This window comes from Thermosyntropha sp., assembly GCF_017656155.1.
Lineage (GTDB): Bacteria > Bacillota > Syntrophomonadia > Syntrophomonadales > Syntrophomonadaceae > Thermosyntropha.
Genome location: NZ_JACDOH010000002.1, coordinates 217496 through 230070, shown reverse-complemented (window position 1 = coordinate 230070; position 12575 = coordinate 217496). Strand labels below are relative to the sequence as shown.

At 37.4% G+C, this 12575-nt stretch carries 11 protein-coding genes; all 11 read left to right on the top strand.

Translation table 11 applies throughout. The features are described from left to right. The first annotated feature begins 15 nt into the window (after positions 1-15). The 11 genes from metK to rsgA all read left to right on the top strand — a co-directional run bounded on the left by metK (position 16) and on the right by rsgA (position 12574). Positions 16-1209, top strand: a complete 1194-nt coding sequence (metK, locus tag H0Z36_RS03005; RefSeq protein ID WP_296863865.1) for a methionine adenosyltransferase — start codon at positions 16-18, stop codon at positions 1207-1209. 96 nt (positions 1210-1305) lie between these two features. Continuing rightward, on the top strand, positions 1306-3714 hold the full coding sequence (priA, locus tag H0Z36_RS03000; RefSeq protein WP_296863754.1) for a primosomal protein N': 2409 nt from the start codon (positions 1306-1308) through the stop codon (positions 3712-3714). Between the two features lie 12 nt (positions 3715-3726). Then, positions 3727-4182: a peptide deformylase gene (def, locus tag H0Z36_RS02995; RefSeq protein WP_296863753.1), complete on the top strand. Its 456-nt coding sequence runs from the start codon at positions 3727-3729 to the stop codon at positions 4180-4182. A gap of 20 nt (positions 4183-4202) precedes the next feature. After that, a complete protein-coding gene (gene fmt, locus H0Z36_RS02990; RefSeq protein WP_296863752.1) occupies positions 4203-5156 on the top strand; it encodes a methionyl-tRNA formyltransferase in 954 nt (317 codons plus the stop codon). Further along, the gene (locus H0Z36_RS02985) at positions 5146-5898 is read left to right on the top strand and encodes a DUF116 domain-containing protein (protein ID WP_296863751.1); all 753 of its coding nucleotides are present in this window, start codon (positions 5146-5148) and stop codon (positions 5896-5898) included. Before fmt ends, H0Z36_RS02985 begins: the two co-directional genes overlap by 11 nt. Before the next feature lie 4 nt (positions 5899-5902). Further along, positions 5903-6583 carry a zinc metallopeptidase gene (locus H0Z36_RS02980; RefSeq protein WP_296863750.1) on the top strand — a complete coding sequence of 227 codons (681 nt, stop codon included), beginning with the start codon at positions 5903-5905 and terminating at the stop codon, positions 6581-6583. Between the two features lie 18 nt (positions 6584-6601). Continuing rightward, on the top strand, positions 6602-7978 hold the full coding sequence (gene rsmB, locus H0Z36_RS02975; protein WP_296863749.1) for a 16S rRNA (cytosine(967)-C(5))-methyltransferase RsmB: 1377 nt from the start codon (positions 6602-6604) through the stop codon (positions 7976-7978). After that, positions 7971-9044, top strand: coding sequence for a 23S rRNA (adenine(2503)-C(2))-methyltransferase RlmN (gene rlmN, locus H0Z36_RS02970; RefSeq protein WP_296863748.1), 1074 nt, complete (start codon positions 7971-7973; stop codon positions 9042-9044). Before rsmB ends, rlmN begins: the two co-directional genes overlap by 8 nt. A 42-nt stretch (positions 9045-9086) precedes the next feature. Beyond that, positions 9087-9800 (top strand): Stp1/IreP family PP2C-type Ser/Thr phosphatase, encoded by a 714-nt coding sequence (locus tag H0Z36_RS02965; RefSeq protein ID WP_296863747.1) that lies wholly within the window; start codon positions 9087-9089, stop codon positions 9798-9800. Between the two features lie 17 nt (positions 9801-9817). Then, complete coding sequence (gene pknB / locus H0Z36_RS02960; protein ID WP_296863746.1) at positions 9818-11665, top strand: Stk1 family PASTA domain-containing Ser/Thr kinase; 1848 nt, start codon at positions 9818-9820, stop codon at positions 11663-11665. A gap of 30 nt (positions 11666-11695) precedes the next feature. Further along, the gene (rsgA, locus tag H0Z36_RS02955; RefSeq protein WP_296863744.1) at positions 11696-12574 is read left to right on the top strand and encodes a ribosome small subunit-dependent GTPase A; all 879 of its coding nucleotides are present in this window, start codon (positions 11696-11698) and stop codon (positions 12572-12574) included. Position 12575 lies beyond the last annotated feature (1 nt).

Below are 12575 nucleotides of genomic sequence, written 5' to 3'. Positions count from 1 at the left end.
AAGGAGATGAAAATGTTGTACAGAAATTTATTTACATCGGAATCGGTCACCGAAGGTCATCCTGATAAAATAGCTGACCAGATTTCAGATGCTGTTTTAGATGCGATTATTGCCCAGGATCCTAACGCCAGAGTAGCTGCTGAAACCATGGTTACTACGGGGTTAGTTATAGTTTCGGGGGAAATAACTACCTCTTGCTATGTAGATATACCAAAGTTGGTAAGAAACACAATCAGAGAAATTGGCTATACCCGTGCAAAATTTGGTTTTGACTGTGATACCTGTGCAGTTATAACTACATTGGATGAACAGTCAGGCGATATCGCGATGGGTGTTGATAAGGCTTATGAAGCCAAAAAAGGCGAGATGACTGACGAAGAGATTGAAGCTATCGGTGCCGGAGATCAGGGGATGATGTTTGGCTATGCCAGCAATGAAACTCCTGAACTTATGCCTATGCCTGCTTTATTAGCTAGCAAGATGGCGCAAAGACTAGCCCAGGTGCGTAAAGAAGGCATAATTCCTTATTTGCGTCCAGATGGAAAGACTCAGGTAACAGTAGAATATGAAGGTAATAAGCCGGTAAGGGTTGATACAGTAGTAGTTTCTGCACAACATCATCCTGAAGTTGACCATGATGTTATAGAGCGGGATATAATTGAATATGTTGTAAGATATGTAATACCGAAAGAAATGCTTGATGATAAAACCAGATTTTTTATTAATCCTACTGGAAGGTTTGTTATTGGAGGGCCACAGGGAGATTGTGGGCTTACTGGACGCAAGATAATTGTTGATACTTATGGTGGTATGGCTAGACACGGCGGTGGGGCTTTTTCTGGTAAAGATCCCACTAAGGTTGACCGTTCAGCTGCCTATGCTGCACGTTATGTAGCTAAAAACGTTGTGGCTGCAGGCTTAGCTGATCGCTGTGAAATCCAGCTTGCATATGCTATAGGAGTAGCTAAACCGGTTTCTGTTAGAGTTGAAACGTTTGGTACCAATAAGATACCGGAAGAAAAGATTGCCGAGCTTGTTACCAAACACTTTGACCTACGCCCAGGTGCTATTATTCGCGATTTAGATTTGAGACGGCCGATTTATAAAAAAACTGCAGCTTATGGGCATTTTGGGAGAAATGATGCAGATTTTACCTGGGAAAAAACTGATAAAGCAGAAATACTCAGAAAAGAAGCCGGGCTTGAGTAGAAATTATTGACATATTTGAGATACAATTAAAGGCGGGGATATTCCCGCCTTTAATTATGATAAATATTTATGGTTTTTTATTTGAGGAGGCAAAATGTGAAGTGTGTTGATGTTTTGATCAATTTGCCTGATACAAGATTTGATAGTCTTTATACTTACTTTATTCCAGAAGGTTATTCAATTATGCAGGTTTTGGGCAGGAGGGTTTTGGTAGAACTAGGCAGAAAAAAGGTAGAAGGTTATGCTGTAAAGGAGAGTACTCTGTCCAGTAAAATAATGACTGACTTAAAGCCGATAATAAAAGTTTTGGATAAGGAACCTGTTTTTGATGAAGAACTGTTCAGACTTGCGGAATGGATGTCCGAAAATTATATATGTCCGCTTTCTATGGCTTTAAATATTATTGTTCCTAGGGCTATTACCCGTAAAAAAGATGAAGTTGTAATTCCTAATGTTTGTGCAGATGAGGTATTTGACTTAGAATTAAACCAGTTTATTGAAAAATATACAGTTTTTTTTGAACAACTCTGGAAAAAAGGTGAGATTAGTTTAAGAGAGGCTAAAAAAATTTTAGGTTCTGATGTTTTAGAACAGCTTAAATTTAAAGGATTAGTGTCAACTACCGGAACTTATTCAGGTTATTCTGCGGCTAAGGCTGGGTATATTTATAAAATAGATAAATTTGATTTTGACAGGGATATGCCTTACTTATGCAGAAAAGCACCGCGTCAGGCGGAAGCACTTGAGTTTTTGCTATCTGAAGGAGAAGCAGAATGTGAGGTATTTGATAAAATTATTCCTAAAGCCAGTATAAATGCTCTCTTGAATAAAGGCTATATAAAAAAAGTAAGAAAAAAACCAGAGTTTACTTATATGCGTCCAGTTTTGACAGATGAACAAAAACTGGCAATAGAAAGTATAGTTGAGGATTTGGGAAAAGGCTATAAAGAGTATTTGCTTTTTGGAGTTACCGGAAGTGGTAAAAGTGAAGTTTATCTTAATGCGGCTGAGTTTTGTATTAAAAAGGGAAAGAGTGTGATTATACTGGTACCGGAAATTGCCTTAACCCGGCATCTGGTAGAGATGTTTTCTTTAAGGATTCCAGATATTGCAGTTATGCACAGCGGAATGACTTTGTCGGAGAGATATGATGAGTGGCAGAGGATTAAACGGGGAGAAGCCAGACTGGTTTTAGGTACTAGGTCAGCAGTTTTTGCCCCAGTACATAATTTGGGGCTTATAATAATTGATGAAGAACAGGAAAATACTTACAAACAAGAGGAAACACCGCGCTATCATGCAGTAGAAGTTGCCCGAAAAAGGGCACAGATTGAATCAGCACTTTTAGTTTTAGGCAGTGCTACTCCATCTATTGAAACCTTTTATAGGGCTATGCAGGGCGAAATGAAACTTTTAGCGCTTTCGAAACGGGTAGGAGAGGCAGTTATGCCACGGGTTTATATTGAAGATATGCGTTTAAATAAAGGCTCTGCTAAAACTCATAATCTGGTAATATCAGGTTTTTTATATAAAAAGATACAGGAGAATTTAGATAAGGGAGAGCAGAGTATTTTATTTTTGAACAGACGCGGGTATTCCCTTCTTACAATATGTGCTCAGTGCGGAAATGTAATCTTATGCCCTAACTGTTCGGTGGGTATGACTTATCATAATGATATTAAGCTTAATATATGCCATTACTGCAATTTTTCGGCTAAACCTCCTGTTTTTTGTCCAGAATGTGGCAGTAAGTATTTAAAACAGGTAGGGTTTGGGACTCAGAGAGTGGAAGAAGAGCTTAAAAGGTTATTTCCGGAGGCTAAGATTAAGCGTTTAGACATAGATATAAGCCGGCGGAGGGAAGAACAAAAAAATATTCTTAAAGCTATGCAAAACAAGGAAATAGATATCCTTATCGGCACTCAGATGATAGCCAAAGGCTTTAATTTTCCAGCTGTATCACTGGTGGGTATCATTGATGCTGATGGTATGCTTAATCTGCCTGATTTTCGTGCTGGGGAAAGGGCTTTTCAGCTTATCGTGCAGGCGGCGGGAAGAGCAGGAAGAGGGGGGATTCCGGGTGAAGTAGTAATTCAGACTTATCAACCTGACAATCATATTGTAAATCTGGCAGCCAGGCAGGATTATATCGGTTTTTATTATGAGGAGATAAAACAGCGCAAGCTTCTCGATTATCCTCCTTTTACCAACATTTTGCGCATGGTAGCTTCTTCATTAAATCAGAATGTATGTGAGGAAGAAGCCCAAAATCTAGTTCAGTATATAAATGAAATCATCGACGCCAAGGAAGATAGATTGGAGATTTTAGGGCCAGCCCCCTGTCCGATTATGCGTCTTAGAAATAGATTTCGTTACCAGGTTATCATAAAGTGCGAAAATATATTATTATTAAGAAGTATAGGAAGACATGTAGTAAAAAACAGGATAAAATTTAGCAGTGATGTAAGGATTGAAGTGGATATAAATCCGCTCGTCCTGATGTAAGGAGGGATTTTTTTGGCTGTATATAAAGTAGTTACTGTGCCTAACGAAGTTCTCAGAACTAAAGCTAAGGAAGTTACGCGAATAAATGATGGGTTATTAAGGCTTTTAGAAAACATGAAAGATACTATGTATGAGTTTGATGGAATTGGATTGGCTGCTCCGCAAATTGGGGTGTTAAAAAGAGTAATTGTAGTTGATCCTGGAGATAATTATATGGAGCTTATAAATCCGGAAATTATATATAAAGAGGGAGAACAAACGGGAAGAGAAGGTTGTTTGAGCATCCCGGGGGTTTATGGTAAGGTAAGCAGAGCTAAAAAAGTTATAGTAAAGGCTTTAAATCGACATAATGAAACTATAACGGTTGAAGCAGAAGACTTACTGGCAAGAGTTTTGCAGCATGAAATAGATCATTTAGATGGAATACTTTTTATTGATAAGGCAACTGAGATAATAAAAGAAAAGTAATTGAGGGAGGCTATAAAGAATTGAGAATAGTATTTATGGGAACATCTGATTTTGCGGTTCCTTCTCTTAAAAAGCTTGTTGAGGAAGGGTATGATATTGCGGGGGTAGTAACTCAGCCTGATCGGCCTAAAGGAAGGGGGAATAAGATAATTCCTCCGCCTGTTAAGGAAATTGCCCTACTTAACGACCTTCCGGTTTATCAGCCGGAAAACATAAAAAAAATTGAAGCGGTGGAATATATTAAATCCTGGGAACCAGAGCTTATTGTTGTAGTATCTTATGGGCAAATTTTGCCCAAAACGCTTCTGGAATTGCCGCCTTTAGGATGTATAAATGTCCACGCTTCATTACTTCCTTTTTATCGAGGTGCAGCTCCTATACAGAGAGCTATAATGGATGGAAGAAAAGAAACTGGGGTCACGACTATGTTTATGGAAGAAGGTTTGGATACCGGAGATATAATTATGCAGCTTAAGGTGCCTATTGAGGAGAATATTACCCATGGCGAATTAGAAGCTATTTTAGCCTGGAAAGGTGCCGATCTTCTTATAAAAACCATAAAATCACTTAAAAGTGAAAAGATAAAGCGTCAGAAGCAGGATGGCTCTAAGGCTACTTATGCAGCTATGCTTACGTATGCTGATGAAATTATAGACTGGAATAAGCCGGCTTCAGCAATACATAATCAGGTAAGGGCTTTAAGTCCTAAACCAGGAGCTTACACAACGATAGGGAAGAATAAAATCAAGATTTTCAAAAGCCGAATAGCTGAAAAAGATACAGAAGGTAAACCGGGAACTATACTGACAGTTAATAAAGATAGCTTCATTGTTCAAACAGGAAAAGGAAGTCTTGAGATACTGGAACTGCAAAGAGAAGGTAAAAAACGCATGCCTGCTTCTGAATTTATAAAAGGAAATCGAATTATTGAGGGTTTAGTTTTGGGAAGGCAGGAAAATTTTGATGAAAATTAAAAAAAGGGTGTATGTAGGACTTTTAGGAGGAAGCCTTCTTTTTCTGATATCAGCAATTTTGCTTTTATGGTATCTTATGGTTAATCATAATATTGTTTTAAGCCAGGTAATACTTATCGCTTTGACTATTATTGTAGCTGGATTATTTGTTGTTTTTGGTACAGGTATAATAGCAATTATAATAATGATTTTTAAATCAAAATCTATACCTTCATTAGAAATTTTAACCAAGACAGTCAGTGATATTTTATTTCCAATAACTTTAATGGTGGGAAGGTTTTTAGGTGTTCAAAAGGAAAAAATTTTAAGTTCTTATATTGAAGTAAATAATTTTTTGGTTATGGCTAAAAAATTGGTGTTGCCTGGAGAACAAATTATGATCTTAGCTCCCCACTGTTTGCAAAATGCAGATTGCCCTTTTAAAATTACTATAAATATTGAGAATTGCAGAGAATGCGGCAAGTGTAAGATAGGTGAATTAAAAAAACTTGCCCGGGAATACAACGCAGTTTTAAAGGTAGCAACCGGGGGAACTTTAGCCCGCAAGTTTATAAAAGAAGTCAAACCTAAAGGAATAATAGCGATTGCCTGTGAAAGGGATCTTGTTTCAGGAATTCAGGATACCGGGTCTCTTCCGGTTGTAGGAATATTAAATAATCGTCCTTTTGGACCTTGCTATAATACGGATGTTGATTTAGAATTGGTTAAAAATGCTTTAATTGCTTTTAAAAAAGGAGGATGAGGTTATGGCCTATTTGATATTTATATTACCTGCATTTGTTCTTTCACTTTATGCACAGTTTAAAGTTAAATCTACTTTTGAAAAGTATTCCAGGGTAAGAAACAGAAGGGGAATGACAGGTGCAGAAGTTGCATCTGTGTTGCTTAGAAGAAATGGAATAAACCGGGTAAATGTTGAGCCGATAGGGGGAAGCCTTACCGATCACTATGATCCATCCGTCCAGACAGTCAGGCTATCGGAAACGGTTTATGGAAGCAGTTCCTTAGCAGCTATAGGAGTAGCTGCCCATGAAGTAGGCCATGCTATTCAGCATAGTCAGCAGTATGGACCATTAGAGTTGAGACACAAGCTGGTTCCGGTTACTAATTTTGCATCTTCTGCTTCTTTTCCTATACTTTTAATTGGGCTTTTTATGTATAGTGCCGATTTAATATTGTTAGGAATAATATTGTTTTCGGCGGTAGTTTTATTCCATCTTGTAACCTTGCCGGTAGAATTTAATGCTTCAAGGCGGGCTATTGCCCAATTGACTGAGGCAGGCATTATATCGATGGATGAAGTTCCGGCGGTAAAAAAGGTTTTAAGTGCTGCTGCTTTAACTTATCTTGCTGCAGCTCTTTCTGCTATTGCCAACTTGCTCTATTATTTAACGATATTTTTAGCTGCCGGTGGCAATGATGACTGATTTTGAGGTGTTTTAGAAATGAAGAAAACAAGGTCTGAATCAAGAAATCTTGCAGCACGGATTGTGCATGAAGTAACGGAAAAAGAAGCTTATACTAATTTGGCTTTAGCTAAATTTTTAAGTGAATCTTCATTAAGCAGAGAAGATAAGAGATTGGTTACTGAAATGGTTAACGGAACTGTCCGTATGTTAAAGCACCTTGACTGGGTGCTTAATCTTTTTTTGTCACAAAATATTGATAAACAACATCCCTGGATAAGAACGGTTTTGAGAATTTCAGTTTATCAAATATTGTTTATGCAAAAAATTCCTGAGTATGCGATAGTAAATGATGCGGTTGAATTAGCCCAGCAAAAAACTAACCAGGCTTTAGCACGGGTAGTTAATGGAGTTCTGCGCAATATTCTGCGCAACAGAGATAAGATAGAATATCCTGTTTCAAATACAGTTGATTATTTATCAATCTATTATTCTCATCCAGAATGGATGGTCAGAAAGTGGCTTCTTGAAATGGATAGGGAAGAATGCGAGAAAATACTGATTTATAATAATTCAAGGCCTAAAGTTTATCTGCGAACTAATGTGCTCAAAATTACTAGAGATAAGCTTATTGATATGTTGGAAAAAGAGGGTATATTTTGCAGCTCCGTTTTTTTGACTCCCTGGGATATAGAAGTTGATGATATGCAGGTTTCTTTAGAAGATACTGATTTATTTCAAAAAGGATATTTTTATATTCAAAATCCTGCTTCTATGTTGGCTGCCCCTATATTAAACCCGCAGCCTGGAGAAACGATATATGACCTTTGCTGTGGCGTAGGCGGAAAAAGTACACATATGGCAGAATTAATGGAAAACAAGGGAAAAATAAAGGCTTTTGATCTTTATCCCCGAAAATTGAAGCTTTTAGAGGAAAACTGTCATCGTCTTGGTATTGATATAGTCGAAGGAGAAGCAGCAGATATAACTTTGTTCAGCGATATGCCTAAAGGAAATAGGGTGCTTTTGGATGCACCATGCTCAGGATTAGGGGTATTGAATCGAAGGTCAGATTTAAGATGGAAAAAAAAGGAGGAAAATATTGCTGATTTGGTATCTTTACAGTTAAAATTATTACAAAAGGCTGCTGAACTGGTAGAAGAAGGAGGAATCCTATTATATTCTACCTGTACCATTAATAAGTCGGAGAATGAAGAGGTAGTTACTACCTTTCTTAAAAAACGGGGTGATTTTATTCTTACCAGTTTTGCCGAAAAAATAAGCTTTTTTCTTCTAGATGAAAAAGATCGGAGAGCGGCGGAAAGTGGTATGCTTACTATTTTGCCGGGCAAATATAGAACAGACGGTATGTTTTACGCACTTATGAGGAGGAAGAAAAGAGATAGAGATGGTTAAAAAAGATAAAATCGAATTATTGGGTATTGGTATATCGGAGTTAGAAGAATTTGTGACGTCATTAGGCGAAGCACGATTTAGAGGCAGACAGATACACAAGTGGATTTACCAGAAGGATGAAGACAGTTTTTATGCGATGAGTGATTTGCCTAAGGAGTTAAGAGCTAAGCTGGATGAAGTTGCCATCATTTCTTTTCCTAAAGTTTTAAAACAGAGGGTGTCTAAGGATGGAACCAGAAAGTATCTATTGGAATTTCCAGATAAGAAAAGAGTAGAAACAGTATTAATTCCACAGCGAAATGATAATGAAAAAGATATAAGATATTCTCTGTGCTTGTCTACTCAGGTTGGATGTCCTGTTGGCTGTGCTTTCTGCGCTACGGGGTTGAATGGGTTTCAGCGCAATTTGACAGCTGGAGAGATTGTAGGGGAATTTTTAAGTTCACGGCGAGAACTTAAGAAAAAAGTGAAATTGAAACATGAGCAGCCAATTAGCAATGTGGTTTATATGGGCATGGGTGAACCAATGTTTAACTATGATGAAGTAATAAAATCTATCTATATTTTAAATGACCATAAGGGAATCAACATAGGCCAAAGAAGCATTACTATATCAACTTCAGGGGATGTAAAAGGTATAGAAAAACTGGCCCTGGAAAATTTACAGGTTACTCTTGCCGTATCTCTGCATGCATGTGATAATGAATTGCGCGATAAACTGGTTCCGATTAACCGCAAGTATCCCTTGGAAAGTTTGTTTAAGGCAGTAGAATTTTATATTGCTCAAACTAACCGCAGAGTAACATTTGAATATGTTATGCTAGATGATGTGAACATCAGCCGCAAAGATGCGGATAATATGATTAAACTGGTAAAACCTTTATTGGCAAATGTAAATTTAATTCCTTATAATGAAGTGGAAGGTTTGCCTTATCAGAAGCCGGCCAAAGATAAGATACTTCAGTTTTATAATTGGTTGGTTGAAGGTGGGCTTAATGTTACCATAAGAGAAGAAAAAGGTGCTGATATTGAAGCAGCTTGTGGACAATTGCAGGCTAAGCGCTAGAATATGCAGTTTGGCGCTTGCCTGCAGGGACAGAGGTGAAGTATGAAAAGTGTAGGTATTTCTGATCAGGGACTAGTGAGACATCGGAATGAAGATAATTATCTTATTAAAGAGTCCCAAGGCTTATTTGTGGTATGTGATGGTATGGGTGGTCATAAAGGCGGTCATATAGCTTCCAATTTGGCTGTACAAATAATAGCTGATGAAACTGAAAATTTAGATACCAAACAGATTATAGATCTTATAGACCAGATAATAAAAAAAGCTAATAGCCGAATCTGGGAGATAGGACAGAATGATCCGGAATGTTATGAAATGGGAACTACTATTACCGCCTGTGTGATTGACCAGAACAAGCTGCATATTTGGCATGTAGGAGATAGCAGGCTTTATATTATCAGAAATAATGAAATAAAACAGATTACAAGAGATCATACTTTAGCTGAACAAATGATAGCTGATGGACTTTTTAAGGATGGGGAATCATCAAATACATTGTTCAGCCATATATTGACCAGAGCTTTGGGAATTTCTGAGGAAATTGAAGTTGATCATTATACTGAAGAGATATCATGTAATGATATTATACTTATTTGTACTGATGGCTTAAGTAATATGCTTAAAGATGAGGAAATACTGGCTATAATTATTACCTCAGCAGATAACTGTATTGAAAAAACTGCCCGAGAACTTTTGAATAAAGCCCTTGAGAATGGTGGATATGATAATATTACCTTGATTTTGATACAGATATAATTGGGAGGTAAAATATTTTGGTAGGAACAGTTCTGGGTGAAAGATATGAGCTTTTAGAAAAAACCGGTGAGGGCGGAATGGCAGTTGTTTATAAAGCCCGCGACCGGGTTTTGGGACGGATAGTAGCTGTAAAAATATTGAAAGAGGAGTTTTCGAAGGATATAAGTTTTGTAAATAAATTTAGAACTGAAGCGCAGGCTGCTGCCAAATTGTCTCATCCCAATATTGTCAACATATATGATGTAGGACAGGATAAAGATATATATTATATAGTTTTGGAGTTTGTAGAGGGCTGTACCCTAAAAGAAATTATTGATCGTGAAGCCCCTTTGGATATAAAAAAAGCAGTTGATATTACCATAATGGTATGTGATGGAATACATCATGCCCATGAAAGGGGTATTATTCATAAAGATATAAAACCTCACAATATTTTGGTTACATCGAACGGTTTAGTTAAGGTAGCTGACTTTGGTATTGCACAGGCTGTCAGTAAAAAAACTATAACCTTTGGTGGGAATGTATTGGGATCAGTACAGTATATATCTCCAGAACAGGCTAAAGGGGAACCTGTTTCCCGCAAAACTGATATATATTCTTTAGGATGCGTGCTTTATGAAATGCTTACCGGCAAAGTGCCGTTTGATGCAGAAAGTCCAATAACCGTAGCTTTAAGGCATATACATGATGAACCGTCTTTCCCGGAAAAAATGACTCAAATTATACCTATGGAGCTTCAAGAAATAGTCTTAAAAGCTATGGCTAAAATACCTGCTTATCGTTTTTCTACTGCTGAAGAGATGCGCAATGCTCTAATCAGCTTTTATCAAGGAAGAAAAACAAATTATGTTTTAAGCAACGATTACGATGATACTATTATAATACCTCCCATTTCTAATGAAGGGATAGAATACGGATCCATGAAAAAGCGAAGAATGCGCCCACAGGCGGTAATTTTAATTATTGCAGCCGTAATTGGTTTACTATCAGGCATTTTTTATGTTTTAGGTGATGGTTTATTTGGACAGGAGGTTGAAGTTCCTAATATTGTAGGGATGGACAGTAAAGATGCCAAGGAAAAACTGGATGAGCTGGGTTTAAAAATGGTTGTTCTCAGCGAGGATGTAAATAGTGATCTGGAACCTGGCAAGGTTGTTTCCCAGAATCCTCCATCCGGTATGAAAGTAAAAAAAGGGCGTGAAATAGAAGTAGTTTTAAGTAAGGGAACTGCAGTGGCTAAAGTGCCTATTCTGGTGGGGGTGTCATTAGCTGATGCTAAAATAAAGTTGGCTAATGCTAACTTGAAGTTGGGAAAAGTAGAAGAAGAGTATGATACTAAATATTCCGAGGGAATTATTATTTCTCAAAGTCCAAAAAGCGGAACCAGGATAGAAGAAGGAAGCAAGGTTGATGTTTTGGTAAGCAAAGGGCAACCCCCTGAAAGAGTTAAAATGCCTAATTTAGTAGGGCTTAATTTTAATGATGCTAAGAAAAAGCTGGAAGATATAGGTTTGTTATTGAATAATGTTGTAGAGGAGGAAAGTGACCAGTATTTTACTGACCAGGTAATAGGCCAGGATACAGAACCTGGGGTTATGGTAGAGAAAGGAAGCAGTATAACCTTAACTGTAAGTAAAGGTCCGGGGCCATCTGCTCAGACAAAGGCTCTTGAAATCAATCTGCCTCTTGATCAGGACTATTACAGGGTAGTTATAGAAGTAAATGATGCCAAGGGCAAGAGGGAAGTATATAACCAATTGCATCAGGCAGGTGAAACTATATTTATAGGTGTTAGTTATTTCGGAATTGGAAAAGCTGATGTTTATCTTAATGGGAAACATTACAGAGCATATGACCTTAACTGAAAGTTAATTGTATATTTTTGGAGGGGATTTATGAACAGGTCTGAAAGAGAAGGGGTAATATTAAAAAAATACAGCGGTTTTTATTATGTACAGCAGGATGCGAAAATTTATGAATGTAAGCTGAGAGGGAAAATAAAAGAACAGGTTTTAACAGGGGATAAAGTGGCCATTTCCGTTTTAGATGATGATAGAGGTATTATTGAAAAAGTATTTCCAAGGAGAAATGAACTTATAAGACCTAAAATAGCTAATGTAAGCCTGGTTTTAATTGTGATGTGCAATAACAAACCTGCCCCGAGTTTGAATCTTTTAGACCGGATTCTTTTCTTGGCTTGTTATAACGGCATTAAACCTTATATAATACTTAATAAAAACGATCTTGCCCCGGATCCAAAGGCTGTCCTGATTAAAAATTATTACCCTTATGCGGGTTTTAATTTTTTAGAAACTTCAGTAATAAAAAATACAGGCATACAGGAATTAAAAGAGATAATAAAAGGAGAGATTGCAGTATTTGCTGGACCTTCAGGGGGAGGCAAATCGAGCCTTTTAAATCTTATCACCGATGGGGTGGAAGCTAAAACTGGAGAGGTCAGCAGCAAAATTGGCAGAGGAAGGCATACTACCAGACATGTAGAGCTTTATCCTTTAAGTTCGGGAGGATTTATTGCTGATACTCCCGGTTTTAGTGTTTTGAATATGCCTGATATAACTAAAAATGAATTTCCCAGATATTTTCCGGATTTTGCAGATTTTGCAGAAGAGTGCAGATTTCCGAATTGCTTACACTGGAAAGAAAAAGAATGTGGAGTAAAGGAAGCGGTAAAGCAGGGAGCCATTGCTGAATTTCGATATAAAAACTATTTAACTATGTTGGAAGAAGTAGCAAAGAATGAGAGGTGTTATTAGA

Excerpts from the sequence above, each read along its gene's own strand:
- H0Z36_RS02965 (WP_296863747.1), top strand. The coding sequence starts at position 9,087 with ATGAAAAGTGTAGGTATTTCTGATCAGGGACTAGTGAGACATCGGAAT.
- rlmN (WP_296863748.1), top strand. The coding sequence starts at position 7,971 with ATGGTTAAAAAAGATAAAATCGAATTATTGGGTATTGGTATATCGGAG.
- rsmB (WP_296863749.1), top strand. The coding sequence starts at position 6,602 with ATGAAGAAAACAAGGTCTGAATCAAGAAATCTTGCAGCACGGATTGTG.
- H0Z36_RS02985 (WP_296863751.1), top strand. The coding sequence starts at position 5,146 with ATGAAAATTAAAAAAAGGGTGTATGTAGGACTTTTAGGAGGAAGCCTT.
- H0Z36_RS02980 (WP_296863750.1), top strand. The coding sequence starts at position 5,903 with ATGGCCTATTTGATATTTATATTACCTGCATTTGTTCTTTCACTTTAT.
- rsgA (WP_296863744.1), top strand. The coding sequence starts at position 11,696 with ATGAACAGGTCTGAAAGAGAAGGGGTAATATTAAAAAAATACAGCGGT.